24 protein-coding genes are annotated in these 24,238 nt (G+C 67.4%); 10 read left to right on the top strand and 14 right to left on the bottom strand.

Features of this window, described 5'->3' with window-relative positions:
* Window positions 1-23 precede the first annotated feature (23 nt).
* Window positions 24-488, bottom strand: coding sequence for a response regulator (locus ACPV3N_RS05920; protein ID WP_440115670.1), 465 nt, complete (start codon window positions 486-488; stop codon window positions 24-26).
* 132 nt (window positions 489-620) lie between these two features.
* The gene (locus tag ACPV3N_RS05915; RefSeq protein ID WP_440117450.1) at window positions 621-1,775 is read right to left on the bottom strand and encodes a GNAT family N-acetyltransferase; all 1,155 of its coding nucleotides are present in this window, start codon (window positions 1,773-1,775) and stop codon (window positions 621-623) included.
* Between the two features lie 107 nt (window positions 1,776-1,882).
* Between ACPV3N_RS05915 and ACPV3N_RS05910 the strand changes: the two genes are divergently transcribed.
* A complete protein-coding gene (locus ACPV3N_RS05910; RefSeq protein ID WP_440115668.1) occupies window positions 1,883-3,046 on the top strand; it encodes a fatty acid desaturase family protein in 1,164 nt (387 codons plus the stop codon).
* Window positions 3,047-3,113: 67 nt separating this feature from the next.
* Here the strand turns inward: ACPV3N_RS05910 and ACPV3N_RS05905 are convergent, their stop codons facing one another.
* The 7 genes from ACPV3N_RS05905 to ACPV3N_RS05875 all read right to left on the bottom strand — a co-directional run bounded on the left by ACPV3N_RS05905 (window position 3,114) and on the right by ACPV3N_RS05875 (window position 9,512).
* Window positions 3,114-3,419, bottom strand: a complete 306-nt coding sequence (locus tag ACPV3N_RS05905; RefSeq protein WP_440115667.1) for a hypothetical protein — start codon at window positions 3,417-3,419, stop codon at window positions 3,114-3,116.
* Between the two features lie 14 nt (window positions 3,420-3,433).
* The gene (locus ACPV3N_RS05900) at window positions 3,434-3,676 is read right to left on the bottom strand and encodes a hypothetical protein (protein WP_440115665.1); all 243 of its coding nucleotides are present in this window, start codon (window positions 3,674-3,676) and stop codon (window positions 3,434-3,436) included.
* A gap of 65 nt (window positions 3,677-3,741) precedes the next feature.
* A complete protein-coding gene (gene lptG / locus ACPV3N_RS05895; RefSeq protein ID WP_440115663.1) occupies window positions 3,742-4,839 on the bottom strand; it encodes an LPS export ABC transporter permease LptG in 1,098 nt (365 codons plus the stop codon).
* A gap of 9 nt (window positions 4,840-4,848) precedes the next feature.
* Window positions 4,849-6,087 carry an LptF/LptG family permease gene (locus ACPV3N_RS05890; protein ID WP_440117448.1) on the bottom strand — a complete coding sequence of 413 codons (1,239 nt, stop codon included), beginning with the start codon at window positions 6,085-6,087 and terminating at the stop codon, window positions 4,849-4,851.
* 111 nt (window positions 6,088-6,198) lie between these two features.
* On the bottom strand, window positions 6,199-6,558 hold the full coding sequence (gene clpS / locus ACPV3N_RS05885; protein WP_440115661.1) for an ATP-dependent Clp protease adapter ClpS: 360 nt from the start codon (window positions 6,556-6,558) through the stop codon (window positions 6,199-6,201).
* 172 nt (window positions 6,559-6,730) lie between these two features.
* Entirely contained in the window at window positions 6,731-7,540 is an 810-nt protein-coding gene (locus ACPV3N_RS05880) for a phasin family protein (RefSeq protein WP_440115659.1), read from the bottom strand.
* Between the two features lie 109 nt (window positions 7,541-7,649).
* A complete protein-coding gene (locus ACPV3N_RS05875) occupies window positions 7,650-9,512 on the bottom strand; it encodes a PHA/PHB synthase family protein (RefSeq protein ID WP_440115657.1) in 1,863 nt (620 codons plus the stop codon).
* 119 nt (window positions 9,513-9,631) lie between these two features.
* Here ACPV3N_RS05875 and ACPV3N_RS05870 point away from each other — a divergent pair, with 119 nt between their 5' ends.
* The 5 genes from ACPV3N_RS05870 to ACPV3N_RS05850 all read left to right on the top strand — a co-directional run bounded on the left by ACPV3N_RS05870 (window position 9,632) and on the right by ACPV3N_RS05850 (window position 12,895).
* Window positions 9,632-10,831, top strand: a complete 1,200-nt coding sequence (locus tag ACPV3N_RS05870; protein WP_440115655.1) for an LL-diaminopimelate aminotransferase — start codon at window positions 9,632-9,634, stop codon at window positions 10,829-10,831.
* A gap of 89 nt (window positions 10,832-10,920) precedes the next feature.
* Window positions 10,921-11,472 carry a LuxR C-terminal-related transcriptional regulator gene (locus ACPV3N_RS05865; RefSeq protein ID WP_440115653.1) on the top strand — a complete coding sequence of 184 codons (552 nt, stop codon included), beginning with the start codon at window positions 10,921-10,923 and terminating at the stop codon, window positions 11,470-11,472.
* Between the two features lie 29 nt (window positions 11,473-11,501).
* Complete coding sequence (locus ACPV3N_RS05860) at window positions 11,502-11,840, top strand: hypothetical protein (RefSeq protein ID WP_440115651.1); 339 nt, start codon at window positions 11,502-11,504, stop codon at window positions 11,838-11,840.
* Window positions 11,841-11,858: 18 nt separating this feature from the next.
* Entirely contained in the window at window positions 11,859-12,371 is a 513-nt protein-coding gene (locus ACPV3N_RS05855) for a hypothetical protein (protein ID WP_440115649.1), read from the top strand.
* Window positions 12,311-12,895, top strand: a complete 585-nt coding sequence (locus ACPV3N_RS05850) for a JAB domain-containing protein (RefSeq protein ID WP_440115647.1) — start codon at window positions 12,311-12,313, stop codon at window positions 12,893-12,895. The genes ACPV3N_RS05855 and ACPV3N_RS05850 overlap by 61 nt, the downstream gene beginning before the upstream one ends.
* Here the strand turns inward: ACPV3N_RS05850 and ACPV3N_RS05845 are convergent.
* Window positions 12,892-14,106, bottom strand: coding sequence for a UbiH/UbiF/VisC/COQ6 family ubiquinone biosynthesis hydroxylase (locus ACPV3N_RS05845; protein ID WP_440115645.1), 1,215 nt, complete (start codon window positions 14,104-14,106; stop codon window positions 12,892-12,894). The two genes, ACPV3N_RS05850 and ACPV3N_RS05845, sit on opposite strands and share 4 nt — an antisense overlap.
* Window positions 14,107-14,134: 28 nt before the next feature.
* On the opposite strand from ACPV3N_RS05845, the gene ACPV3N_RS05840 reads away from it, so the two are divergent.
* The gene (locus tag ACPV3N_RS05840) at window positions 14,135-16,228 is read left to right on the top strand and encodes a protein-disulfide reductase DsbD family protein (RefSeq protein WP_440115643.1); all 2,094 of its coding nucleotides are present in this window, start codon (window positions 14,135-14,137) and stop codon (window positions 16,226-16,228) included.
* Here ACPV3N_RS05840 and ACPV3N_RS05835 read toward each other — a convergent pair.
* The 4 genes from ACPV3N_RS05835 to ACPV3N_RS05820 all read right to left on the bottom strand — a co-directional run bounded on the left by ACPV3N_RS05835 (window position 16,158) and on the right by ACPV3N_RS05820 (window position 21,162).
* Window positions 16,158-16,754 carry a hypothetical protein gene (locus ACPV3N_RS05835; protein WP_440115641.1) on the bottom strand — a complete coding sequence of 199 codons (597 nt, stop codon included), beginning with the start codon at window positions 16,752-16,754 and terminating at the stop codon, window positions 16,158-16,160. The two genes, ACPV3N_RS05840 and ACPV3N_RS05835, sit on opposite strands and share 71 nt — an antisense overlap.
* Complete coding sequence (locus ACPV3N_RS05830) at window positions 16,751-18,250, bottom strand: S10 family peptidase (RefSeq protein WP_440115639.1); 1,500 nt, start codon at window positions 18,248-18,250, stop codon at window positions 16,751-16,753. Before ACPV3N_RS05830 ends, ACPV3N_RS05835 begins: the two co-directional genes overlap by 4 nt.
* 55 nt (window positions 18,251-18,305) lie before the next feature.
* On the bottom strand, window positions 18,306-20,501 hold the full coding sequence (gene uvrB, locus ACPV3N_RS05825; protein ID WP_440115637.1) for an excinuclease ABC subunit UvrB: 2,196 nt from the start codon (window positions 20,499-20,501) through the stop codon (window positions 18,306-18,308).
* Window positions 20,502-20,562: 61 nt separating this feature from the next.
* Entirely contained in the window at window positions 20,563-21,162 is a 600-nt protein-coding gene (locus tag ACPV3N_RS05820) for an ankyrin repeat domain-containing protein (RefSeq protein ID WP_440115635.1), read from the bottom strand.
* A 150-nt stretch (window positions 21,163-21,312) separates the two neighbouring features.
* Between ACPV3N_RS05820 and ACPV3N_RS05815 the strand changes: the two genes are divergently transcribed.
* From ACPV3N_RS05815 to ACPV3N_RS05805, 3 genes are all read left to right on the top strand, one after another.
* Window positions 21,313-21,855 carry a DUF3617 domain-containing protein gene (locus ACPV3N_RS05815; protein ID WP_440115634.1) on the top strand — a complete coding sequence of 181 codons (543 nt, stop codon included), beginning with the start codon at window positions 21,313-21,315 and terminating at the stop codon, window positions 21,853-21,855.
* Between the two features lie 44 nt (window positions 21,856-21,899).
* A complete protein-coding gene (locus ACPV3N_RS05810; protein WP_440115632.1) occupies window positions 21,900-22,685 on the top strand; it encodes an esterase/lipase family protein in 786 nt (261 codons plus the stop codon).
* 114 nt (window positions 22,686-22,799) lie between these two features.
* Window positions 22,800-24,227 (top strand): circularly permuted type 2 ATP-grasp protein, encoded by a 1,428-nt coding sequence (locus ACPV3N_RS05805; RefSeq protein ID WP_440115630.1) that lies wholly within the window; start codon window positions 22,800-22,802, stop codon window positions 24,225-24,227.
* Window positions 24,228-24,238: the final 11 nt, after the last annotated feature.

The following is a 24,238-nucleotide window of genomic DNA, read 5'->3' as shown; positions in this document are numbered from 1 at the left end:
GGTCCTCTCTGCCGGCCGCCGGGTCAGCCTGCCGCGGACGCGGCGCTCGGATCGTTCTTGGTGAGGGCTTCGCGCAGCCGGGCGACGAGGCCGTCGCGGGGCGGACGGCAAAGCGCGTCGACAAGCTGGGCATGGTCGTACGGCTTTTCGAGCACCGGGCCGAGTTCGGCGATCTGCGGAGGAATGTCCTGCGGCGCTCCGGTTGAGAACACGATTTTCGGGGGTCGGGGCCCGACCGAGCTGACAAGTTCGGCCAAGGCCCAGCCGTCGTCGCGGTCGGCAAGATGAACGTCGAGAACCAGTCCGTCGGGCTTGTTCTTGCGCAAAGCTGCCAGCGCATCGGCGGTGGTGGTGCAGATCGTCACGCTTTTCGCGCCCGCATCGAGCAGCGCCCCCTCGAGCGCGACGGCGATCGTCGCATCGTCCTCGACGAGGAGGACATGCCCGAGCTTGCGGGAACCCTTCTTGCTGGCTTCCGACCTCGCCACGTCTTTCCTGCTTTCTTCGCGGTCCGGCCCATGCGGCCACCCGTCAAGCTGCGAACGGAGCAGCCGCTTGCCGGGTTCCCGGCACGACACGCGATCGGCGGTCGGCGTGGCGTGCGCGCCACACGGACCGGCTCAGAGTGCCTTGCCGTATATCACGTATTCGCGGTTGACGTGGCTGTCGATAGCATCGGCGATCGCTATCATTCCCTGGTTGTCCTCGAGGATCCAGCCGATCTCGCCGCGGGTCGCACCATATCGCGTGACCGCCGCCCGCCTGATGTGCTCGATCATCATGAAAGCCAGCTGGCTCGCCATCCGCGACGACTGGAGCTTCTTCTTCACCCCCATCAGGGGGACGCGCATCGTTCGGACCCTCGGCCTGCGCAGCCACCACAGGAGCTTCGCCCAGCCGAAGGGGAAGAGGCGGCCCTTGAGGGGTGCGATCGCCTCGTTGAGGTCGGGGAGGGTCATCATGAATGCGACCGGCTCGCCGTCGTATTCGGCGACCATGATCAGGTCTTCGAAGACGATCGGCCTGAATTTCCTGCCCGCGTAGGCGATCTCGGCCTCGGTAAACGGGACGAAGCCCCAGTTGTCCGACCAGGCATCGTTGAGAATCTCGAGGATCAGGCGGGCTTCCTCGTCGAATTTCGCCTTCTCGACCTTGCGGATGCGAATGCGCTCGTTGCGCTCTCCGGCCGCGATGATCCGCTGGATCAGCGGCGGGAAATCCTTCCGGACGTCGAGCTCGTAGGTCAGGAGCGACTTTGCAGGCTCGTAGCCGCCGATGCTTTCGATCCAGTCGGCGTAGCGGCGGGGCTGGTGCCCCATCATGACCGTCGGCGGATGATCGTGCCCGCGCACGAGCTGACCGGGTTCCTCCCAGATCGACATGCTCAGCGGGGCAAGGACCCGCGTCGTCCCACGCTCGCGCAGCCAGGCCTCGGCGCGGGTGATCAGGGCGTGGGCCACGCCCTCGTCCTCCGCCTCGAGCAGGCCCCAATTGCCGGTACCCGGCCCCATGCCCTGTTCGGCCGGCTGGGCCAGCGCGAGGCGGTCGATGTGCGCCGAGATGCGCCCCACGACACGGCCGCCTTCGCGCGCGAGCATCAGTTCGACGTCGGCATGGGCGAAAAACGGATTGCGGCCCGGGGTGACGAGTTCGACCGCCTCGGTCCGCAGCGGCGCGACCCAGTTGGGGTCCGATCCATTCAGTCGATAAGCGAGATCGACGAATTCGCGGCGGTCGCGCTTGCTGGCGACGGGCGTGATCTCTATCTGGCGCATCAAGCGTACCTGACCTCGTTCATTTCGCATTTGCCGCAAATCCGCTATCGCGCGGCAGCAGTCGGCGCCGCCGGATAGGCCGCGCGCACGGTTCGGAAAAGCAGATTATGACCACATCGACCTCCACCACGGCCGACACGAAGGCCCTGCCGCCGGGCGGCCAGCGCTATTCGGGCGCCCGGGACGAGGACGACAAGGCGCTGCTGCGCGCGGCGGCCGAACTGACGCGCGACCTCTCCGTGGCCAGACCGGAGATATACTGGCCCGACATGCTCGGATCGGCGCTGTTGGGCTACGCCGCGCTCGCCGGGGCGATCCTGTCGCAGGTCCTGTGGCTCACCGTCCTGCTGGGCGTCGTCGCCACTCTGGCGCTGTACCGCGCGCTGCTGTTCATCCACGAGCTCACGCACCTGCACCGCGATGCGCTTCCCGGTTTTCGCACGACCTGGAACCTGCTCGTCGGCATTCCCATGCTCACCCCCAGTTTCATGTACGAGGACGGGCACACGATCCACCACTCGCGCAAGCGTTACGGCACGCCCGACGATCCCGAATACCTGCCGCTTGCCCTGATGAAGCCGTGGACGCTGCCCGCGTTCATCCTTGTCTCGCTGCTCGCGCCGCTCGGCCTCGTGCTGCGCTTCGGCGTGCTTGCGCCGCTTGGCGTGTTCATCCCGGCGCTGCGGCGCGCAAACTGGGCGCGGTTCTCGACCCTTGCCATCAACCCGACGTTCCGCCGCCGCCGACCCGCGGACGAGGACCGGCGCCGCTTCATCCTGCTCGAAGCCGGTGCCGCGATCTGGGCGCTCGTGCTGATCGCAAGCGTCCTGTGGCTCGGCTGGCAGCCGCTGCTGGTGGCGCTTGGCGTATTCTCGGCGGTGGCGGTGCTCAACCAGTTACGCACGCTGGTGGCGCATCTTTGGGAGAACGAAGGTGAGGCGATGAGTGTCACCGCGCAGTACCTCGACACCGTCAACGTCCCGCCTCCGGGGTTCGTCGCCGCGCTGTGGGCGCCGGTGGGCCTGCGCTACCATGCCCTGCACCACCTGCTCCCGTCGCTGCCCTATCATTCGCTGGCCGAGGCGCACCGCCGGATCGGCGCGCACGAACACGCGCGCGAGACGTACAACCGTGCGCATTATCGCGGGATGGCGCCGCTGGTCGGCCGGATCGCGGCGAGCACGATGCGCCGCCCGGGCGCCCGGATGGGGATGCACGAAAACGGGGCCGCCTCCATGGAGACGGCCCCGTGCAAGGCTCCGCGGAAATGATCATCCCGCGATAGCCTGCGTACGCCGGCCGCGGTTACCCGTGGACGCAGCGTGACGATCCTGCCCGTCAGTCCGTGACGGTGACGGTCTTTCCGCTCGTGTCGACCTTCACCCGGGTGTCGGCATCACCGACATCGGCCTTCACCCCGTCCGGACCGATCGAGACCCGGTCGCTGGTGTCGGTTGCAGTGTCGACGACGGCGGTCTCGGTCGCGGTCGGACCGGGAACGACGACCGTCGTGTCACCATCGGCCGCGGTCGCGGCCGTGTCCTCGGCCGCAACGTCGGCTCCTGCTTCGTCGGTTTCCCGCGCGCTGTCGCAGGCGGCAAGCGCGAGCGATGCGGCGAGGGCTGGGAACAGCAGCTTCTTCATTGCGATACGCTCCATCACATCGGGGTCGCGGTGGCGGTCGGCTCGGGCGCCTCGGTGCCGTCGGTCGGGGTCGCCATCGGGTCGGTGGGCGCCGCGGTGTCGGTGGCCATCGGGTCGGTCATCGCAGGGTCGGCCGGCATCGGCTCGGTCATTGCCGGCTCCGCGGTGTCGAGTGCGGCCTCGTCGGTCTCGGGCGCGCTGTCGCAGGCGGCGAGGGCGAGGGCGGCCGCAAGCGCGGGAAATGCGAACTTCTTCATGGCGTGAACTCCAGTTGTACTCCGGACCGCTCAACCGTCGAACCCTGCCAAGGTTCCGCCACATTTCACTCTTCGGTGCGAACCAGCACGGTCTCTCCGACGAGCGCGAACAGCAGGAACGGGGCCCACGCGGCAAGGAGGGGCGGGTAGCCCCCGAAATTGCCCATCGCGAGCGCGGCGTTGTCGACGACGAAATAGGCAAAGCCCAGCGCCATGCCGATCACCGCGCGGACGAACAGCTGCCCCGATCGCGCGAGTCCGAACGCCGCCACGGCGCCGAGCAGGGGCATCAGCACCGATGACAGGGGGCTGACGAGCTTGTGCCACCATTTCGAGCGGATCTCGGCAGTGCGCCGGCCGGCCGCTTCGTAGGCGGCGATGGATTCTCTCAACTCCCAGAACGACTGCGCGTCCGGGTCGACGCTGCCCAGCCAGACCTGGTCGGGGGTTATTGTCGAGGCGACGACGGTTTCACCGAGGTCGGCGCTGCGCGCGCCGGCGACCTCGAAGCGGACCGCGTCCTCGATCTTCCAGCCGTCGCCGGTCCACGTTGCTCGGCTGCCGCGGATCTGGTTCGCGATCGCGCCGCTCGGCGCGCGGCGGTACCAGGTCACGTTGGTGAGCTCGGTCGCGTCGCCCACGCCGGTGACGCTGCCCGCGGCAAGGATGTCGGCCCCGTCGCTGATGTATACGTTCGCCCGCACGCCGGAATCGCGCGGCACGGCCTTGAACTCGTTGGCGTCCCAGGCCTTGAGCGTGGCCGTCGCCCGGGTCACGACGCGCTCGTTGAAGGCGAAGCTGCCGATCCCGACCACCAGCGCGGTGAGCAGCAGTGGGGCCAGTACCTGGTGCGCGCTGAGGCCGGCGGCCTTCATCGCGATCACCTCGCTGTTCTGGTTGAGGCCGACGAGAGTGATGATCGTTGCCAGCAGCACCGAATAGGGCAGGAACCGCGCGACGAGCTGGGGCATCCGCAGGGTGGCATAGGTCCAGATTTCGTCCTGCCCGTTACCCGGTACCGCCAGGATCTTGCCCGTCGCGGTGAGGAGGTCGAGCATCAGCAGGACCAGGACGAGCATGACCAGCACCGCGAGGATGCGGACGGTGAACATCTTCGCGAGGTAGATGGTCAGGGTCCGCGAGGGGAAAAAATCGAACTGCATCGGGTGCGTCTACTCTGCGGGGGCGAGGGCCGGCACGCCCCGCGGACCCCGGCGGCGCAGGAGCCTGCGCAGCCGCTTGCCGAGCTTGGCGAAGGCGGTTTCAAGGGCACCGATCGCCTGCCCGCCCGGAACGTAGGCAACGCGCCAGTACATCCACAGGATCAGCGCGGCGAACAGCACGAACGGCACCCACAGGGCCAGCGTCGGGTCGACCCGGCCGAGCGAGGCATAGTCTTCCGCGTACTGGTTTATCTTGTGATAGGCGACGACCATCACGATCGACACGAATACGCCCAGCGCGCTGGTCGATCGCTTGGGCGGGATCGCCAGCGCGACCGCGAGCAGCGGCATCAGGAACATCATCACCACCTCGACGAGGCGGAAGTTGAAGCTTGCCTGGCTGCCGATCCGTTCGGCTTCGCCGGTCGCCGGCGCGTCGCCCCAGCCGATCCGCAGGAGCTCGGGCAGGATGAACTCGCGGGTGTCGTCTCCGCCTGCGCGCGCGCGGAACTTGGCCACGGTGGGCAGGTCGATCGGCAGGTCGTGACGGGTGAAGCTCAGCACGCGGGGGGTCTGCTTCCCGCCCATGTCCTGGATGATCGTGCCATCGGACAGGCGCAGGATGATCGTGTCGGGGTTGTCGGTCGTGGCGAGGAACGCGCCTTCGCGGGCCGAGATCGACAGGACCTGGCCCTTGTCGTTGGCCACCCGGGCGAAAATGCCCACCAGCCGCCGCCCGTCGTCCTCGCTGCGTTCGATCCTGAGCGCCATTCGGTCCTTCAGCGTGGTGAACTCGCCGACCTTGATCGATGCGCCGAGCGCGCCCGACTTGAGCTCGTACTCGAGCCGCTCGTACCAGTAGCGGCTGACGGGCTGGACGTAGAAGACCAGCGCGACGTTGATCGCAACGAGCACCAGCGCGATCGCGTAGGGGACCCTGAGCAGCCGCCCGTAGCCCTGACCGACCGCGCGCATCACGTCGAGCTCGCTCGATACGGCAAGCTTGCGAAAGGCCATCAATACGCCCAGCAGAAGTCCGAGCGGGATCGCCAGGCTGGCGTATTCCGGCATCATCGTCGCCAGCATCTTGAACACGACACCGATGGGGCCGCCCTGGACCGCCACGAAATCGAGCAGGCGGAGCATCTTGTCGAGAATCAGCAGCGAGGCCGCGAGCACGAACACCCCTACCATCGGGACGATGGTCAGCCGCAGGATGTAGCGGTCGATCGCGGGGAGGAAATTCAACACGGGGTCGGGCGGTCTCGTCTATCGTGGGCTGCGCCCTTAACGGCAAAAAGCGTCGCGGTCATGCCCCGTCAGGGAGCTCGCGCACGATGCGCGGTATCCCGCCCCCGGTCAGGCCTTTTCCAGCGTGCACTGGAGAGGGTGCTGGTTCGCCCGCGCGAAGTCCATCACCTGGTTCACCTTGGTCTCGGCGACTTCGTAGGGAAACACCCCGCACACGCCGACGCCGCGCTGGTGCACGTGGAGCATCACCCGTGTTGCCTGTTCGAGGTCCATCCTGAAAAACCGCTTGAGCACCATTACGACGAATTCCATCGGGGTGTAATCGTCGTTCAGCATCAGCACCTTGTACTGGCTCGGCTTCTTGGGCTTGGCGCGCGCCTTGGTGGCGATGCCCACCGCGTCGCCGGTGTCGGCATCGTCTTCGCGTCCGGCGCTGCGGACGGGATCGGCGGTTGGGGGCGTGATCATCGGGGTGGCAATATCGTATCGCAACTGGGGCAAGCAAGATGCCGCGGCGCGGTTAAACTCTCGCAAATGACTTCCGAACGGCAAACGGGCCGGATGGCTTGCACCATCCGGCCCGCTCGACGGGCGCGCATCCGATAAGACGGACACGTCCCGCTTGCGAAATGCAAAACGCTTACGCGGCGCTCTTCGAAACCTTCTCGACCGCGAGGCTCACGCGGTTCGACAGCGGCGCGAAGGCGTCGTTGGCGAGCTTCATCGAGGTCTCGGCATTCTTCGAATAACGCGCCACGGCGGCGTCGAAGTTGCGGCGGGCGATCTCGCCCTGCAGCTTGAACAGCTCGGCCGGGCTCTTGACCGCGGCCATCGCCTTGAGGTCGGCAGTGGCGGTTTCGAAGGCACCCTTGGCGGCTTCGACTTCGCCGCGCGCCATGTCCTGCACGCCAGCGCCGAGGATCTTGCCCGATTCGACCACGGCTTCGATGTTGCCCTTGGTGAATTCGGTCATCTCGCCGGCATAGGCCTGGAACTTGTCGTAAGCGGCCTTGGCGCGGGTCTGCGCGTCGGCGGCGAATTCCTTCGCCTTGGCGGTGTAGTCGGTGGTGGTGGTCTTGGCAGTGGCCATGATCTTGTCCTTCATCTGGGCAACCGCGGCAGCGCGCGGCGCGGGGGTCTGGGTGGCAGTCTTCTTGACGGTCTTCGCAGGCTTCTTCGCAAGCGCCTTGGCGGCCGGCTTCTTCGCCGGGGCGGCCTTGGCGGCGGCGGTCTTCTTCGGAGCAGCCGTCCTGCGGGCCTTGCGGGCCGGGGCAGCCTTCTTCGGTGCGGCCTTCACCTCGGCGACGGCGGCATCGATCTTGGCCGGGGCAGGCTTGGCCGCCTCGACCTCGCCCTTGGTCGCGGGAACGTTGCTGGCAGCGTCCGCATAAGCCTTCTCGGCGGCAGCGTCGGCTTTCGCGTTCACGGTATTGTCAGCGGCAGAGGCCATCGGACTTCGCTCCTATGTTGCAGTGCACAAAATAGGCATTGCAGCAGCGAAGTCAAGGATTTTTTTGTGCAGTGCACCATAACTGGCTCAGGCGAGCGATGTCAATGGCTTAGCGGGTCCTGACATAGCGTCCGGGAGCATCCTCGATCACCGTGTCGCCCTTGCCGCCCGGTTTGCGCTTGCCGGTTGCTGGAACCTGCTTTTCGCCCCGTTCGGACAGCCAGGAACGCCAGTGCGGCCACCAGCTGCCCGGGTGTTCGGTCGCGCCTTCGAGGAACTTCTCGAGGCTCGGCGCCGAGCTGTCGCCGGTCCAGTACTGGTACTTGCCCGCATCGGGATGATTGACCACGCCCGCGATGTGGCCCGAACCGGCGAGCACGAAAGTCGTGTCCCCGCGGACATGGCGTGTCATCCGCCAGACGCTTTCGGCGGGCGCGATATGGTCCTCGCGCCCCGCCTGGATGTAGATCGGGGTCTCGATCCGGGTGAGGTCGATCGGGGTTCCGTCGGCCTCCATTGCATCGGGCACCACCAGCTTGTTGCCGCGATAGAGATCGCGCAGATAGTCGCCGTGCCATTTTGCCGGCAGGTTGGTGACGTCGCCGTTCCAATGGAGAAGGTCGAACGCCGGGTAGTCCTCGCCGAGCAGGTAGTTGTTGACCACATAGTTCCAGATCAGGTCGCGCCCGCGCAGCAGGTTGAAGGTTGCCGCCATGTAGCGCCCGTCGAGATACCCTTCCTGTGACAGGTTGCCGATCAGCTCGAGCTGGCCCTCGTCGATGAAGTTCTTGAGCTCGCCCGCCTTCTCGAAATCGACCTGGGCAGTGAAGAACGTGGCCGAGGCGACAATGCCGGCCTCGCCGCGCCTCGCGAGGATTGCCAGTGCCGCGGCAAGCGTGGTGCCGGCGACGCAATATCCGATGGTGTGGACGGCCTTTACCCCGAGCCGTTCGCGGATCACCCCGATCGCCTCGATCTCGGCGCGGATGTAGTCGTCCCACACCACGTCCTTCATGCTCGCATCCGCAGATTTCCAGCTGGTGACGAACACGGTCAGTCCCTGGTCGACCGCCCATTTGATGAAGCTCTTCTTGGGCGTGAGGTCGAGGATATAGAACCGGTTGATCCACGGCGGGAAGATCACCAGCGGCGTCTCGGCGACCGTTTCGGTGCTCGGGCTGTACTGGATCAGCTGGTAGAGCGGGCCTTCGTGGACGACCTTGCCCGGCGTCGTCGCGATGTTTTCGCCAAGCCTGAACGCCTCGGCGTCGGTGTGGGTGAGTTGCCCGCGCTTCAGGTCGTTGATGAGGTGCTGCAATCCCTTCACGAGGTTCGCGCCCCTCGTCTCGATCGTCCGTTGCAGGACGACCGGGTTGGTGGCGAGGAAGTTGTCCGGGCTCATCGCCTCGACCAGCGCGCGCGTGGCGAAGGCGAGCTGCTCCTTCTTCTCCGCATCGACACCCTCGACCTGTTCCGCCGCGTCGAGCATGTATTCGGATACCATCAGATATGTCTGGTGCAGCAGCGCGAACGCCGGATGGTTGCGCCACGCGGGGTCCGAGAATCGCCGGTCCTTGCGGGGAAGCTCGGGGCTGGCGTCCTCGCCGCCGAATGCGCCGCCCATGACACCCTGCCACAGCTTCATCCCGTCTTCGAAAAACCTCTGCTGCGCGGCGATGCCGCTGCGGGCCGCCGATTGCCACGTCTGCGCCCACCCCTGGCTGAGCAGCATGAACTGCGCCGGGTCGAGCGCCGCCGCCCCTCCGGCCGCATCGCGCGCCTTCTCGCCGAGGAACTCGAGCCACATCGCCTGGAGCTTCTGCGCGGTTTCGCCCCACGCGGAGATTTCGCCCCAGTCCTTCATCACGGGCGCGCCGGAGGGCATGAACTGGTCCCACATCTCGCGCATGGTTTCGCCCTGCATGTCGAGGAAACCGGCGAACGGATCGGCGGGCTTGGTCTGGTCGGCCATCGGGAACCTTTCGCGAGCGTTGGCGCAACTTCTTGGCGTGGTTGCCGGTTTCGCGGCAAGGAATATTGCCCTACAGCAGCCGCTCCGCGGTCGCCACCCACACAAAAGCCGAAAGAACGATGAACGACGAATTCTACCGCATCAAGCGCCTGCCGCCCTACGTCATCGCCGAAGTCAACGGCATGCGGGCCGCCGCGCGGGCTGCGGGCAAGGACATCATCGACCTCGGCATGGGCAATCCCGACCTGCCGCCTCCCCAGCACGTCATCGACAAACTGTGCGAGGTGGCGATGAAGCCCGATGCGCACGGCTATTCCCAGTCGAAGGGCATTCCCGGCCTGCGCAGGGCGCAGGCGAACTACTACGGCCGACGCTTCGGGGTCGATCTCGACCCCGAGACCGAGGTGGTCGTCACAATGGGCTCCAAGGAGGGTCTTGCCAGTCTCGCCACCGCGATCACTGCGCCGGGCGACGTCGTGCTGGCGCCCAACCCGAGCTACCCGATCCACACCTTCGGCTTCATCATCGCCGGGGCGACGATCCGCAGCGTTCCCACGACGCCGGACGAGAACTACTTCCGCAGCCTGGAAAAGGCGATGCATTTCACCGTTCCGCGCCCAAGCGTGCTGGTGGTGAACTATCCGTCGAATCCCACCGCCGAGGTGGTCGACCTTGCCTTCTACGAGCGGCTCGTCGCCTGGGCGAAGGAGAACAAGGTCTGGATCCTCTCCGACCTTGCCTATTCCGAACTCTACTACGACGGCAACCCCACCCCGTCGATCATGCAGGTGAAGGGGGCGAAGGACGTCGCGGTAGAATTCACCAGCATGTCGAAGACCTATTCGATGGCGGGTTGGCGGATGGGCTTCGCGGTCGGCAACCGGACGCTCGTCGCGGCGATGACCCGGGTCAAGAGCTACCTCGACTACGGCGCGTTCACTCCGATCCAGGCGGCCGCCTGCGCAGCGCTCAATGGCCCGCAGGACATCGTCGAGCGCAACCGCCAGCTCTATCAGAAGCGCCGCGACGTCATGGTCGAGGCGTTCGGGCGGGCCGGCTGGGACATTCCCCCGCCCCCCGCCTCGATGTTCGCCTGGGCGCCGCTTCCGCCGGCCCTGAAGGACATGGGCAGCCTCGAATTCTCCAAGCAGCTCCTTACCCATGCGGAGGTCGCAGTCGCGCCCGGCGTCGGTTACGGCGAGGACGGCGAGGGGTTCGTGCGCATCGCGATGGTCGAGAACGAGCAGCGGCTGCGCCAGGCGGCGCGGAACGTGAAACGCTGGTTCCAGTCGCTCGGGATCAATGCGAGCGCGGCGTGAACCTGCCGGAAACAGGCGCGCCGATGCGCGTTGTCGTCATCGGGCCGTTCGGATAGTATAGGACGCCGCCAAAGGAACATGGACCCACGATGCCGGTCATGACCCGCCCCGAGCTCACCGAACGCGAACGCGCGATCCTCGAGGGAATCGATCGCCGCCTGCCGCTGAAGGCGATCGCGGTCGACGTCGGCGTGTCCGAATCGCGGGTAAACCAGCACGTTCGCGCACTGAAAGAGCGTTTCTCGGTCAATTCGCTCCCTGACCTTGTCGACGCGTGGCGCGGCGAGGACGCGGGAATCACGGGCGAAACCGATTACAGAAATTCTGCATGGAGAAATCCGCAGGTTTCCGGCGATGCCGGGCCGGGCGAAAGGGGTGGCCGGGTCGCACCCGGGGAGTTCGTTCTTTCCGACGCCGCGCTGTTTGCGATCGAGGCGCCGTGGTCGGTGAAGAACGAACCCCGGGTAGTCCCCGGGGTGCTCGATGGCGGCAACGCCGTCCTTTTTCGCCTCGCCGTCATCATCGGCATCGCATTCGGCCTTGTCGCCGCAATCGTGCTGGTGGTGACGGCATCGCTCTCGCTGAGCGAGGCTCTGGACGGTTTTTCGCTGGACCCGAACCCAACCCAGCCTGCCGGATGAGCGCCGGCGGGCTACCGCCGGAAATCCTCATGACCGACCAGATCCACCAGGACGCTCTTCACATCCGCAAGCTCATCCGCGAAGCCGAGGCCGTCAGCGACGAGGTGCTGATTGCCTGCGCCCGCCTCAAGCAGGCGATGGTGCGCGCGCGGCAGAACCCCAACGTCAACGTCGATGCCGGCCAGCGGGCACTGATGCGCCTGACCCAGGCCGAAAGCCAGGCGCTTTCGCTGTCCACGAGCCTCCTGCGCGTCCATGACGAACTCAGCAAGACCGCGCGCGAGACGATGGGCGGCGACGGCGATGGCAACACCCAGGTGGCGCCTTCTGCCATCGCCGAGGACGCTCCGGTCCTGGTCGCCGCGTAACCTGCTCATGGGACGCGAATGGACCTGAACCTTGCCGACACCCGCTTCTGGCTCCAGGCCGCGGTCTTCGGCCTCCTCGCCCTCGCCGCGTGGCGCGTGGGCGGGGGGCCCGAGCGGGTGCTCGCGGGGGTCCTGGTGTGGTTCAGCGTCGCCGATTCGCTCAACCATCGCCTGTTCGACGTCAATACCGATTACCTGACCACCGATACCGGCCACGTGATCATCGATGCGGTCGCGCTGCTCGTATCGCTCGCCGTCGCCCTTACCGCCAACCGGATGTACCCGCTATGGTTTGCCGCTCTCCAGCTCCTGGCCATGCTCGCGCATCTGTCGCGCGAGGTGACGCACGGCACGGCAGCGATAGCCTACCTCGTGATGTACATCGGCCCCTCGTATGGGCAGATTGTGGTGCTGGCGCTGGGCATCTGGGCGCACCACCGGCGCGTCCGGCGCCACGGCCGCTATCGGTCGTGGCGGAACTTCTCGAGCCATTTGCCGGGGAAGGCGCCCCCGACCTTGCGCAGCGGCTGATCGGCCGTTTCGGATCGCTCGCCCGCGTGATGGCGGCGAGCCCGGCGCAGCTGCGCGAGGCCGCCGGCGCGCACGAGGCCGCCTGCGCGGCGATAGCGGGCGCGCGGCGTCTGTGCGAGGCCGCGCTCGACGAGGATCTGGTCCGTGCGCAGGTCGATGGGGGGGACCCCTCGCTGCACCGTTACCTGCGCTCGCGCCTCACCGCCGGGGAGACCGAGCGGTTGCACGCCATCTACTGCGACGCCGGCCGAGGATATCTCGCCGACGAGACCGTGTGCGAGGGCACCCGCGGCCGGATCGTGGCGCGCGCCCGACCGCTGATAGAGCGTGCAATAGCGCTCGGCGCGGCGGGCTTTCTCCTCGCGCATAACCATCCTTCCGGCATCTGCCGCCCCAGCGCGGAGGACATCGCCGCCACGCGCCAGATCGGCAACATTGCGGCCGCTCTCGAGATCGACCTTATCGATCACCTGATCGTGACCCGGCGCAGCGTCTACAGCATGCGCGCAGGAGGCTGTCTCTAGCCCTTGAGAAGGTTTGGCAGGGCGCCCGATACGCCCCGGGCCTCGTCCATGAACCATGTCTTGAGCGGCGCCAGTCGCTGCACCCCGGCCATGCCGAGACGCCGCACCGCGCTGGCCGTTCGGCCCGGCACGCCGAACAGCCGCGTCAAGCCGTCGGTCGCCAGCGCCACCGAGAACGCATCGAGCCCGCGCCAGCGCTCGTAGCGGTCGAGCAGCTGCGCATCGCCCGGCTCGAGCCCGAGGCGCATCCCTTCCGCGATCACCTCGACCAGCGCGCCGACGTCGCGCAGGCCCAGGTTGAGGCCCTGGCCCGCGATCGGGTGAATTCCGTGGGCGGCATCGCCGACCAGCGCGAGCCGGTCGCCGACGATGCGGGCGGTATGGTGAAAACCCAGCGGGAACGACGAGCGCGGGCCGATCCCGCTCACCATGCCGAGCACATCGCCCATCCGCTTGACCACTTCGGCGTGGAACGCGCGCTCGCCGAGCTTGAGCGTGCCTGCGGCGTCCTTTTCGTCGACCGTCCAGACCAGCGCGCTGCGGTGCCGTCCCTCGGCGTCGTCCAGCATCGGCAGCAGCGCGAAGGGCCCGGCCGGCCAGAAGATTTCCCACGCGGTACCCTCGTGCGGGCGTTCATGAACCAGCGACGCGATGATCGCGCGGTGACGATAGTCCCATGTCGCGACGGCGAGACCGGCCTCCTCGCGCGTGGGAGACCGGCGCCCTTCGGCAGCGACCATCAGGCTGCCCGCCAGATCGCGCCCGTCGGCGAGCCGGACGGTGACGCCGTGCGGCCCGCGAACCCTTGCGACAACTTCGCTGCGCGGATGGAACGCGATGAGCGGTTCGCGCTCGGCGGCCTCGAAGAGGGCGAGCCGCAGGCGGCGGTTCTCGAACATCCGCCCGAGCGAGCCGTCCTCGGGCGCGGGCACGAAATCGATCCGGCCCGGCTTCAGCTGATCGCTGACCGCGATCCGCTCGATCGGGCAGGCGAACGGCTCGAGGCCTGCCGCAAGGCCGATGTTCGAGAACAGGTTCCAGCTCGCGGTCGAGATCGCCGAGGCCCGTCCGTCAAACCCTTCGGCGGTCAGGTCGGCCGGGTCCGCGCGGTCCACGACATGGCTGGAAATGCCTTTGCAGGCTGCGCTGAGTGCGAGCGTCATGCCCACCAGGCCACCACCGAGGATCACGAGGTCGCGCTTGTCGTCCATAGGCACGGGCCCTAGAGCGAGCGCCACGATGCGCGCAAGGACAATGCCTCTGCTGGCCGCGATCTGCGTGCTGCTGTGCGCGCTCGTCCCGGGGCTCGCCTTCGCGCAGGACCGGCCGACGCACATCGCGGCGGAGCTCGTGGCCGAAGGACCCGCGATCCCGGGCAAGCCGCTCACGCTTGCGATCCGGTTCGATCCCGAGCCGGGCTGGCACGGTTACTGGAAGAACCCGGGGGATGCCGGGTACGGAATGGAGCTCGACTGGGATCTTCCCGCGGGCTGGACCGCGGGCGAACCGCAGTACCCCGTGCCGACGAAGCTCGTGATCGGCGGGTTGATGAACCACGTGTACAAGGGACCTTACGCGGTGCTCGTCGACGTCGCGGTCGCTCCCGCGTCGGAAGCCCGCGCGTCCGCACCGGTCGCGGTCGACGCGCAGTGGCTCGCCTGTACCGACGAGATCTGCGTGCCCGAACAGGCGCGCCTGACGCTGGACCCGGCCAAGGCGTCGCCGGGACGCACGTTCGACACGTGGCGCGCGGCAATCCCGGCGCTGCTCGACCAGCCTGCGCGGTTTGCGGTCCGCAGCGGACGACTGACGATCGCGATCCCGATCCCCGCCTCGATGGCGGTCGGTCGGCCTCACGTCTTCGTCGGCGAGCGCGACCTAGTCGAGTATGCCGGGATCCAGACCTTCTCGACCGACGGGGACCTGCTGATCGCCGAACTCCCGCTCGCGCGCGAGGCCGTGGTGCCGGACGAGATCGGGGGAATCCTCGCGTTCGGTGACGGCGACGGCGTGCGTTTCGCCGCGCACGAGGGGCCCGTTCCGGCCGGCAGCGCGCCGCTGCGCCAGGCGGGTGGGCAGGAGAGCATCGCGCCGCTCTGGCTGCTTCTTCTCGGCGCGCTCGCGGGCGGGCTGCTGCTCAACGTCATGCCCTGCGTGTTCCCGATCCTCAGCCTCAAGGCGTTGAGCCTCGCGCGCGCGGGCGAAAGCGATGCCAAGGCCCGCGCCGAGGGGCTCGCCTATTCCGCCGGCGTGATCCTTGCGACCGTCATGCTAGGCGTCCTGCTGCTGGCGCTGCGCTCGGCGGGGGAGATGGTCGGCTGGGCCTTCCAGCTCCAGGAACCGGCGGTGGTCGTGGGCCTGCTCGTACTGGCGACCGCGATCACCGCGAACCTCGCAGGTCTGTATGAGCTGCCCGCGCTATCGATCACGCGCGGAGGAGAACCGGCGAGCGCGTTCGCGACCGGCCTCCTCGCCGCGTTCGTCGCGACCCCGTGCACAGGGCCGTTCATGGCCGCGGCGATGGGCGCGGCGCTACTGCTTCCGGCGATCGAGGCGATCGTGCTGTTCGCGGCCCTGGGGCTGGGCCTTGCCCTGCCGTTCCTGCTGCTCGGATTCGTACCTCCCCTCAGGCGGATGCTTCCGCGCCCGGGGCCGTGGATGGACCGCTTCCGCCGCTGGATGGCGCTGCCGATGGGGCTGACCGCGCTGGCGCTGGTATGGCTGTGCTGGCGGCTGGGAGGAGACGCGTTCGCCCTGCTCGCGCTCGCGCTGGCCGCGGCGTCGGTCGCCGTGCTCCTCTTCGTCGGCAGGCGCCAGCGGGCCGGCCGTCCGGTCGGCGGAACCGCTCTGGCGATGCTCGCTCTGCTAGTCGCGGGGTCGGTCCTTGCCCTGTCGCGGATCGACACCGGCGCTCCGGGAGCGGACAGCGGTCTCGAAGGCGAATTCATCGCTGCCCGGCCATTCAGCGAAACGCGCCTCGCCGCGGCGAGGGCCGGGGGCAAGCCGGTGTTCGTATGGTTCACCGCCGACTGGTGCCTCACGTGCAAGGTCAACGAGCGCGTGGCGATCGAGCGCGAGGCAACGAAAGCCGCGTTCGAAAAGGCGGGAGTGGTCGCGCTGGTCGGTGACTGGACGCGCCGCGATCCCGAGATCACCCGGTTCCTGTCGCGCCACGGTGCCGCAGGCGTGCCGCTCTACCTGTGGTATGCGCCGGGCGCGCAGGCCGAGGTCCTGCCGCAGGTCCTTGCCGCGGACGATCTCGTCAGGCTGGCGGGCGCGTCGTCGACTGCTCGGGAGGCAGGTCGGGCGCCTTGGAGGGCAGAGACCCGCTAGCCTCGGGCGAGCCCAGCCGGCGGCAGCGCTCGATCAGTTCACCCGGCCGCGGGCTTCCCGGCAGCGCCAGCGTGCCCGCGCCCGGTATCGTCAGTTCGAGTTTCCTGGTTCCGGTCAGCGCGTCGAGCCGCGGGTCGGCCGGCTCGAACCGGCCCTGCCACAGCCAGCCGCGCTGGCCGCCCACCTCGAGCGCGTCGACCTTGAGCCGTTCGACGTGTCCGTTGCCGATCAGCGCCATCATTCCTTTGGCACGCGCATCGGTCGGGGCGAACCGGGTGACCTTGACCAGGGCTCCGTCGCCCGCGCACTCGATCGCGAGCAGTGGCGGCTTGCCGGGGTGGCCGAAGACGATGCGCCCGGGTCCGCCGCTCGACGCCCATATGGCGCCCTCGGTATCGGGTGAGGTTTTCATGACCGTGGGTCCGGCGCGCGCGTCATCGAGCGCGATCCGCTCGACGTAGCGGTCGCTCGCGGGCGGACGGCACGCGGCGAGCGCGGCCAGGACAAGGAACGCTGAGTGTTTCACCGGGCGCGGATGAATGCGCGCAGGTCCGCCGAAAGCTTCCGGCGGTCCTCGTCGCGGATGTACATCATGTGACCCGAATCGTAGTACTGGTACTCGATGCGGTCCTGCGGGAAGCCGGTGCGGGAGAGCGCGTATTCGGCGGCGAAGAACGGGGTGGCGAAGTCGTACCAGCCCTGGCCCACGAAGATGCGCATCCCCGAATTCTCGCGCATGGCCCGGCCAAGATAGGGGGCCACCGTCAGGTAGGCGTTGGTGTCGCGCCCGCCGCGCAGGCGCCAGTCCCAGTCACCGACCCCGCCGATGGTCACGTACCGGCGGTCGGTCTTGTAGCCGATTCCGTCGCGCATCCACGCGTTGATCGCCGCGGTGTAGCCGGCGTCGATCCCGTAGAAGCTGGGGTCGTTGTCGGGTGTTTCGCCGGCGGCGTCGTAATCGGTTCCGGTATAGCGGCTGTCGAGCCGACCGACGGTCAACGCCCGGTCGCGCAGCAGCTCCTTGTAGAAACGCCCGCTCGATACCCGCAGGTCCGCACGGTCGAGAAACGTCTCGGACAGGCCGGTGAACCGCGCAAGTTCCGCGCGCACCGCGGCGCGCTCGGCAGCGGGGGCGTTCTGCCCCTTGAGCAGATACGTCGCATAGGGACCGATCGCGAACCGCCGCGCTTCCTCGACGAAGGCTTCGACCGACGGGGCACTCGCCTTGCCGTGGTAGAGCGCGGTCGCTGCCATGGTCGGCAGCGTGGTGATGTATCCGAGTTCGGCGCCCTCGGTTTCGGCTCCCGCGCCGAAGTCGAGCACGGTGGAGATCAGGATCACGCCGTTCAGCGCGACGTCGTTGTACCCGCCTTCGAGCTCGTTGACGACCGCTGCCGAGCGGGTCGTGCCGTAGCTCTCGCCGCCCAGGTATTTCGGGCTGTTCCAGCGGCCGTTGGCATCGAGCCACTGGCGGATGACCTGCGCGACCGACTTGGCGTCCTTGGTCACGCCCCAGTACTCCTCGCCCTTGGTGTCGCCGATCGTGTGGCTGAAGCCCGTGCCCACCGGATCGATGAACACGAGATCGGTGACGTCGAGCAACGAATCAGGGTTGTCGAGGATCGGGTAAGGGGGAGCGCCGTCATCGCGGGCGTCGCTGGGTATCGCCACCCGCTTGGGCCCGAACGCGCCCATCTGCAGCCAGACCGATCCCGACCCGGGGCCGCCGTTGAACATGAACGTGACCGGACGCGAGGGATCGCGCGGCTCGGCGACGTAGGCGGAAGTGACGATCGCGGCCTTGGGGATGTCCTGCTCGTCCTTGAGGACCTGCTCCTCGACCGTTGCGGTGTAGCGCATCGTGCGCCCGCCGAACGTGCCGCTGAGGGCCTTCGAGGCGCGGTTCGCCTGGTAGTCCTTTGCCGAGGAGGCAGCCTTTGGCTTGTCATCCTCGGCGGCCAGGCCGGTCGGGGGAAGGGCGATTGCGAGCGCGGCCGAAACCGCCAAGAGGCGTGGGAACATGGACGTCCCTATGGCAAAGCTGCCCCGCGCGGTCGATACCCTCGCCGCCCGCCGGTCAGGGTTTCCCGCCCATTCGCTTGTAGCGCGTCTTCCCATAGCGGGTCTTGCGGGTGCCGGGCTTGCCCTCGTTGCTGCGGCCGACGATCGGGGCCGCCTTCTCGCCGTCGGGAATCCCCAGTTCGTCGGCCTCGAGCCGGCGGATCTCGTCGCGCAGCCGTCCCGCTTCCTCGAACTCGAGGTCGGCGGCGGCGGTCCGCATCCGCTTTTCCAGGTCCTGGATGTAAGCGCGCAGATTGTGCCCGACGAGATTGTTGCGTTCCGGCTCGCCGGTGCCGACCAGCACGCCGTCCTGGCTGGCCGTGTGCGCGACGATGTCCTGGATGCCCCGGATGATCGTCTGCGGCGTGATGCCGTGCTCGGCGTTGTATTCCTCCTGCTTCGCGCGGCGGCGCTCGGTCTCGGCCATTGCCCGCTCCATGCTCCCGGTAATCCGGTCGGCATAGAGGATGACCTTGGATTCCACGTTGCGCGCGGCGCGACCGATCGTCTGGATCAGTGAAGTCTCCGAACGCAGGAAACCTTCCTTGTCGGCGTCGAGGATGCACACGAGGCCGCATTCGGGAATGTCGAGGCCCTCGCGCAGCAGGTTGATCCCGATCAGCACGTCGTAGACGCCCAGCCTGAGATCGCGGATCAGCTCGATTCTCTCGAGCGTCTCGACGTCGGAGTGCATGTAGCGCACGCGCACGCCCTGTTCGTGCATGAACTCGGTCAGGTCCTCGGCCATCCGCTTGGTGAGCGTCGTCACGAGGGTGCGATAGCCTTTCTGCGCGCTGGCCTTGCATTCGGCGATGCAATCCTGGACCTGGTCCTCGACCGGGCGGATCTCGACCGGAGGGTCGATCAGGCCGGTGGGCCGGATGACCTGTTCGGCGAAAACGCCGCCGGTCTGGTTCATTTCCCAGTCGCCTGGCGTCGCGCTGACCGCGAAGGTCTGCGGGCGCATCGCGTCCCACTCATTGAAGCGCAAGGGGCGGTTGTCGATGCAGCTCGGCAGGCGGAAGCCGTATTCGGCGAGCGTCAGCTTGCGGCGGTGGTCGCCCTTCGCCATCGCGCCGATCTGGGGTATCGTCTGGTGGCTCTCGTCGACGAACAGCAGCGCGTTGTCGGGCAGGTATTCGAACAGCGTCGGCGGCGGCTCACCCGGGAGGCGGCCGGTGAGGAAGCGGCTGTAATTCTCGATCCCCGCGCAGGAACCGGTGGCGGCAATCATCTCGAGGTCGAAGTTGGTCCGCTGCTCGAGCCGCTGCGCCTCGAGGAGCCGGCCCTCGGCGTGCAGCTCCTTCAGCCGCTCCTCGAGCTCGAACCTGATGGCCGCGCTCGCCTGCTTCATCGTCGGGCCGGGCGTGACGTAGTGCGAGTTGGCGTAGACGCGCACGGAATTGAGGCTGGCGCCCTTGGCCCCGGTGAGCGGGTCGAACTCGGATATCTCCTCGATCTCGTCGCCGAAGAAGCTGATCCGCCAGGCCATGTCCTCGTAGTGCGAGGGGAAAATCTCGAGGCTGTCGCCGCGCACGCGGAAGTTGCCGCGCTGGAAGGCGGCGTCGTTGCGCTTGTACTGGAGCGCGACGAGCTTGCGGATGATCTCGCGCTGGTCCTGCGTCTCGCCCTTCTTGAGGTCGAAGATCATGGCCGAGTATGTCTCGACCGATCCGATGCCATAAAGGCAGCTGACCGAGGCGACGATGATCACGTCGTCGCGCTCGAGCAATGCCCGGGTGGCCGAGTGGCGCATCCGGTCGATCGCCTCGTTCACCGAGCTTTCCTTCTCGATGTAGGTATCCGACCGGGGGACGTAGGCCTCCGGCTGGTAGTAGTCGTAGTAGCTGACGAAGTATTCGACCGCGTTGTTGGGAAAGAAGCTCTTGAACTCCCCGTAGAGCTGCGCGGCCAGGATCTTGTTCGGCGCGAGGACGAGCGCGGGGCGCTGCAGTTCCTCGATCACCTTGGCCATCGTGAAGGTCTTGCCCGACCCGGTGACGCCGAGGAGAACCTGCGTCTGCTCGCCGTCGCGCGCGCTCTTCACCAGTTCCGCGATCGCGGTGGGCTGGTCGCCCGACGGCTGGTACTCCGAGACGAGCTCGAACCGCCGGCCGCCCATCGACTTTTCCGGCCGGGCCGGCTTGTGGGGCACGAATTTATCGGAGGTGTCGGGCTCCTCCAGTCCCCTGCGAATGACGAGTTCGGCCATGCGCGCTATATGGGTGAGGGGCGTGCCGGGTTCCAGCCCGCCCCTCATCCGCGCGCCCCCGCTAGTAGTAGGACCCCGTCTTCAGGCAGGTCTGCCACTTGCGGTATTCGCGCATCTTGCATGTGCTGTCGGAACACAGCGCCTGGCTCGAATACCAGCGCTGCTGGCACATCTTCTCGCGCGGCGACTTGGTTGCCGGGGCGGCCTTGGGAGCGGTCGCCGCAGCCGCACGGGGCGCGGGCGCCGATGCTTTGGCGGCCGCGGCGGGCTTCATCGGGTTGACGCCGGTCCGTGCCTCGACAGCTGCGGCGATTTCGGCCTGGACCATCGTGCCAAGCGCCACCTCGTACACCGAGGAGCCTGAGTGGATTCTGGCGGTCGGATCGGCGCCCCGCGCGAGCAGCGCCTTGACCATGGCGAGGTTGCCCGCCTCTGCCGCGTAGTGGAGCAAGGTCCAGCCTTCGGGATTGGCCTGGTCGATCCCGAACGCCCCGCTGTCGACCAACTCGAGCGCCTCTGCATTGCTCTTGGTCTTGATGTAATATCGCGCGGTGTCGAACGGGTCGGCTTGGGCCAGCGCAGGGGCGGCCACGGGTGCGAAGGACTGGCCCGCAACAAGGACAAGGACCGCGAATGCCGCGGCAATCAACAGGCGTTTCATGCAGAAGATCTCCGAAAGGGTTTCGGCGGCTCCATTACGGCGCAAGTGCCTGGATGGATTGGACGAATGGGACGCGTGCGGGGTAAGCGGGTGACGATCCGGGGCCAGTGCGGTAAGGGGCGTGTCCGACCCTATGGAGGACACTATCCCATGTTTCGTCCGCTCCCCGTGCTGTTCGCGGCACTCGTACTCGCCTCGTGCGGCAAGGAACCCCCGGCGCCCAGGACTGCCGACGAAGTCATCGCCGAGGCGGGCAAGCTCGAGCAGCCGCGACCCGGCCTGTACGAAACACGGGTGGATCTCATGGAGTTCTCGATCCCGGGGCTGCCGGAAGAGCAGGCCAGCGCGATGAAATCGATGATGGGCCAGGCTTCGCAGCAGTCGAGTTCGTACTGTCTGACAGAGACGGAGGCCCAAAAGGGCTTCGAGGAATCGGTGCGCAAGATGACCGAGGGCTCGGGCCAGATGAAGTGCGATTTCGCCCGTTTCAGCGTCGACGGCGGCGATCTCGACGCGGCGCTGACGTGCGCGGGGCCGCAGGGGCTGACCTCCGAAATCGCAGTCGACGGAACCACCTCGGCGGAGGCGTCGGACCTGCATATGACGATGTTGCAGAAGGCGGCGATGATCCCCGGTGGCGAAATGCGCATCGAGATGCGGATGAAGTCCACGCGAACCGGCGACTGCAAATAGATGGCCGCGGTGAAACAAGCCTTCGTCTGGCGCGTTTCGCGGTCATGAACACATCGGGCATTCGCGAAAGGCTGGCCGGCGCTCCCGGCCTCGCCCCGCTTGCCGGTGCCCGTGATGCCTTCCTGCAACGGATCGCCATCGCGGCCGAGGACTGTCCCGAAGATGTCGCCGCCCCCCCGGTGCGGCGCATGCTCGGCGAACTCGAGTGGATGGTCGAACCGTTCCGCCGTATCGTGCGCCGGCACGTCGTGGTCCCTGCGCGGCGCCCCCGGACGGTCATGTTGCTGCCGGGTTTCGCCACGCACCCGGTGCGCATGCGCTACATGGCGAGGCGGCTCGAGGCCGCGGGCCACACGGTCAAGCGCTGGGGCCTCGGCTTCAACTGGGGACCGACCCGTGACAACATCGTCCGGCTCGAACAGCGGCTCGACGACCTGGCGAATCGTTACGGTGAGCCGGTGTTTCTTGTCGGGTGGAGCCTTGGCGGATTGTTTGCGCGCGAACTCGCGAAACGACGGCCCGCCGCGGTTGCGAAAGTGGTCACGATGGGTTCGCCGTTCTCGTGGAGTCCGCGCGCCAACAACGTCTGGCGCGCCTATCACTTCGTCACCGGGCACCGGGTCGAGGAACCCCCGGTCGAGATCGAGCTTGCCGCCAAGCCTCCGGTCGAAACGGTCGCGCTGTGGAGTCCGCGCGACGGCATCGTTCACCCGCGCAGTGCGCGCGGCGGACCGGGCGAGCGCGACCGGGCGGTGGCGCTGCGGTGCACTCACATGGGATTCGCCTACGACCCGCAGGCGATCGACGCAGTCCTGCGCGAACTCGACTAGCCGGCTGAAAATGTTCGCTCGTGGCGGGAAACCGGCGGGTCGCCGTTCGTTCGGGGCGCGAGGGGCGGCAATTGTGCTGGCCAATTGCGGCTTTGCGTTGCAGCGTGGGGGTCGATGAACGGTTCGTCCGACAATTTCGACGAGATGCGCGACCCGGCGGGCGCGGTGCGTCCGGCCTATGCCGGCTATGCGCAGTGGTTCAACGAGCAGGAGCGCGACTGGCTGAGGCGCAAGGACCGCGAGGCGGAAAACGTCTTCCGCCGCACCGGGATCACCTTCAACGTCTACAGCGAAGCCGAGGCGGAAGAGCGGCTGATCCCGTTCGACATGGTGCCGCGCATCGTCTCGGCGGCCGAGTGGCGCAAGCTGACCCGGGGCATCGAACAGCGCGTGCGCGCGCTCAACGCCTTCATCCACGACCTCTATCACCGGCAGGAGATCATCCGCGCCGGCCGCGTGCCCGAGCGGCTGCTGCGGAACAACGAGGCGTGGTTGCCCGAGATGGTCGGCTTCACCCCGCCAGGCGGGGTCTACACCCACATCGTGGGGATCGACCTGGTCCGCACCGGCCCCAGCGAGTTCATGGTGCTGGAGGACAATGCGCGCACGCCGTCGGGCGTCTCCTACATGCTCGAGAACCGCGAAACGATGATGGCGATGTTTCCCGAGCTGTTCACGCGGGTCGGGGTGGAAACCGTCAGCGACTATCCGCGCAAGCTTGCCCGCAGCCTCGCCGCCTGCGCCCCGCCCAAGTGCGAGGGCAAGCCCCGCGTCGCGGTGCTGACCCCGGGAATCTACAATTCCGCCTATTACGAGCACGCCTTTCTTGCCGACCAGATGGGCGCGGAGCTGGTCGAGGGCGGGGACCTGAGGGTAATCGACGGGCGGGTGGCGATGCGCACGACCGGGGGCTACGTTCCGGTCGACGTGCTCTATCGCCGGGTCGACGACGATTTCCTCGATCCGCTGAGCTTCAATCCCGACAGCATGCTCGGCATTCCGGGGATCATGGACGTCTACCGGTCGGGGGGGATCACCATCGCCAACGCGCCGGGGACCGGCATCGCCGACGACAAGGCGATCTATTCGTTCATGCCGGAGATCGTCGAGTTCTATACCGGCGAAAAGCCGTTGCTTCCCAACGTCGAGACCTATCGCTGCGCCGATCCGGAAAGCCTCAAGTACGTGCTCGACAACCTCGCCGATCTCGTGGTGAAGGAAGTGCACGGCTCGGGCGGCTACGGGATGCTCGTCGGCCCCACGGCGACAAAGCGCGAGATAGCGAGCTTCCGCCGCAAGCTGGAGGCGAAGCCCGACAACTACATCGCCCAGCCGACGCTGGCGCTCAGCACCTGCCCGGTCTTCACCCGCAAGGGCCTCAGCCCGCGCCACGTCGACCTGCGGCCGTTCGTGCTGGTGTCGCCCGACGGGATCGAGATCACGCCGGGGGGGCTCACCCGCGTCGCGCTCAAGAAAGGCAGCCTGGTGGTCAACTCGTCGCAGGGCGGGGGGACCAAGGATACCTGGGTGCTGAAGGACTGATGGCCAAGAAC

The sequence above is a fragment of the Tsuneonella sediminis genome, assembly GCF_051912845.1.
Lineage (GTDB): Bacteria > Pseudomonadota > Alphaproteobacteria > Sphingomonadales > Sphingomonadaceae > Tsuneonella > Tsuneonella sediminis.
The sequence above is the reverse complement of the archived record's forward strand: the minus strand, read 5'-3'. Positions and strand labels throughout refer to the sequence as shown.

Bases quoted from the DNA above. Each gene is read 5' to 3' on its own strand.
- ACPV3N_RS05915 (WP_440117450.1), bottom strand. From the start codon at position 1,775: ATGCGCCAGATAGAGATCACGCCCGTCGCCAGCAAGCGCGACCGCCGC.
- lptG (WP_440115663.1), bottom strand. From the start codon at position 4,839: ATGCAGTTCGATTTTTTCCCCTCGCGGACCCTGACCATCTACCTCGCG.
- ACPV3N_RS05845 (WP_440115645.1), bottom strand. From the start codon at position 14,106: ATGGACGACAAGCGCGACCTCGTGATCCTCGGTGGTGGCCTGGTGGGC.
- ACPV3N_RS05810 (WP_440115632.1), top strand. From the start codon at position 21,900: ATGAACACATCGGGCATTCGCGAAAGGCTGGCCGGCGCTCCCGGCCTC.
- ACPV3N_RS05830 (WP_440115639.1), bottom strand. From the start codon at position 18,250: ATGTTCCCACGCCTCTTGGCGGTTTCGGCCGCGCTCGCAATCGCCCTT.
- uvrB (WP_440115637.1), bottom strand. From the start codon at position 20,501: ATGGCCGAACTCGTCATTCGCAGGGGACTGGAGGAGCCCGACACCTCC.
- ACPV3N_RS05840 (WP_440115643.1), top strand. From the start codon at position 14,135: ATGCGCGCAAGGACAATGCCTCTGCTGGCCGCGATCTGCGTGCTGCTG.
- ACPV3N_RS05865 (WP_440115653.1), top strand. From the start codon at position 10,921: ATGCCGGTCATGACCCGCCCCGAGCTCACCGAACGCGAACGCGCGATC.
- clpS (WP_440115661.1), bottom strand. From the start codon at position 6,558: ATGATCACGCCCCCAACCGCCGATCCCGTCCGCAGCGCCGGACGCGAA.
- ACPV3N_RS05815 (WP_440115634.1), top strand. From the start codon at position 21,313: ATGTTTCGTCCGCTCCCCGTGCTGTTCGCGGCACTCGTACTCGCCTCG.
- ACPV3N_RS05880 (WP_440115659.1), bottom strand. From the start codon at position 7,540: ATGGCCTCTGCCGCTGACAATACCGTGAACGCGAAAGCCGACGCTGCC.
- ACPV3N_RS05820 (WP_440115635.1), bottom strand. From the start codon at position 21,162: ATGAAACGCCTGTTGATTGCCGCGGCATTCGCGGTCCTTGTCCTTGTT.
- ACPV3N_RS05855 (WP_440115649.1), top strand. From the start codon at position 11,859: ATGGACCTGAACCTTGCCGACACCCGCTTCTGGCTCCAGGCCGCGGTC.
- ACPV3N_RS05905 (WP_440115667.1), bottom strand. From the start codon at position 3,419: ATGAAGAAGCTGCTGTTCCCAGCCCTCGCCGCATCGCTCGCGCTTGCC.
- ACPV3N_RS05860 (WP_440115651.1), top strand. From the start codon at position 11,502: ATGACCGACCAGATCCACCAGGACGCTCTTCACATCCGCAAGCTCATC.
- ACPV3N_RS05910 (WP_440115668.1), top strand. From the start codon at position 1,883: ATGACCACATCGACCTCCACCACGGCCGACACGAAGGCCCTGCCGCCG.
- ACPV3N_RS05805 (WP_440115630.1), top strand. From the start codon at position 22,800: ATGAACGGTTCGTCCGACAATTTCGACGAGATGCGCGACCCGGCGGGC.
- ACPV3N_RS05875 (WP_440115657.1), bottom strand. From the start codon at position 9,512: ATGGCCGACCAGACCAAGCCCGCCGATCCGTTCGCCGGTTTCCTCGAC.
- ACPV3N_RS05900 (WP_440115665.1), bottom strand. From the start codon at position 3,676: ATGAAGAAGTTCGCATTTCCCGCGCTTGCGGCCGCCCTCGCCCTCGCC.
- ACPV3N_RS05870 (WP_440115655.1), top strand. From the start codon at position 9,632: ATGAACGACGAATTCTACCGCATCAAGCGCCTGCCGCCCTACGTCATC.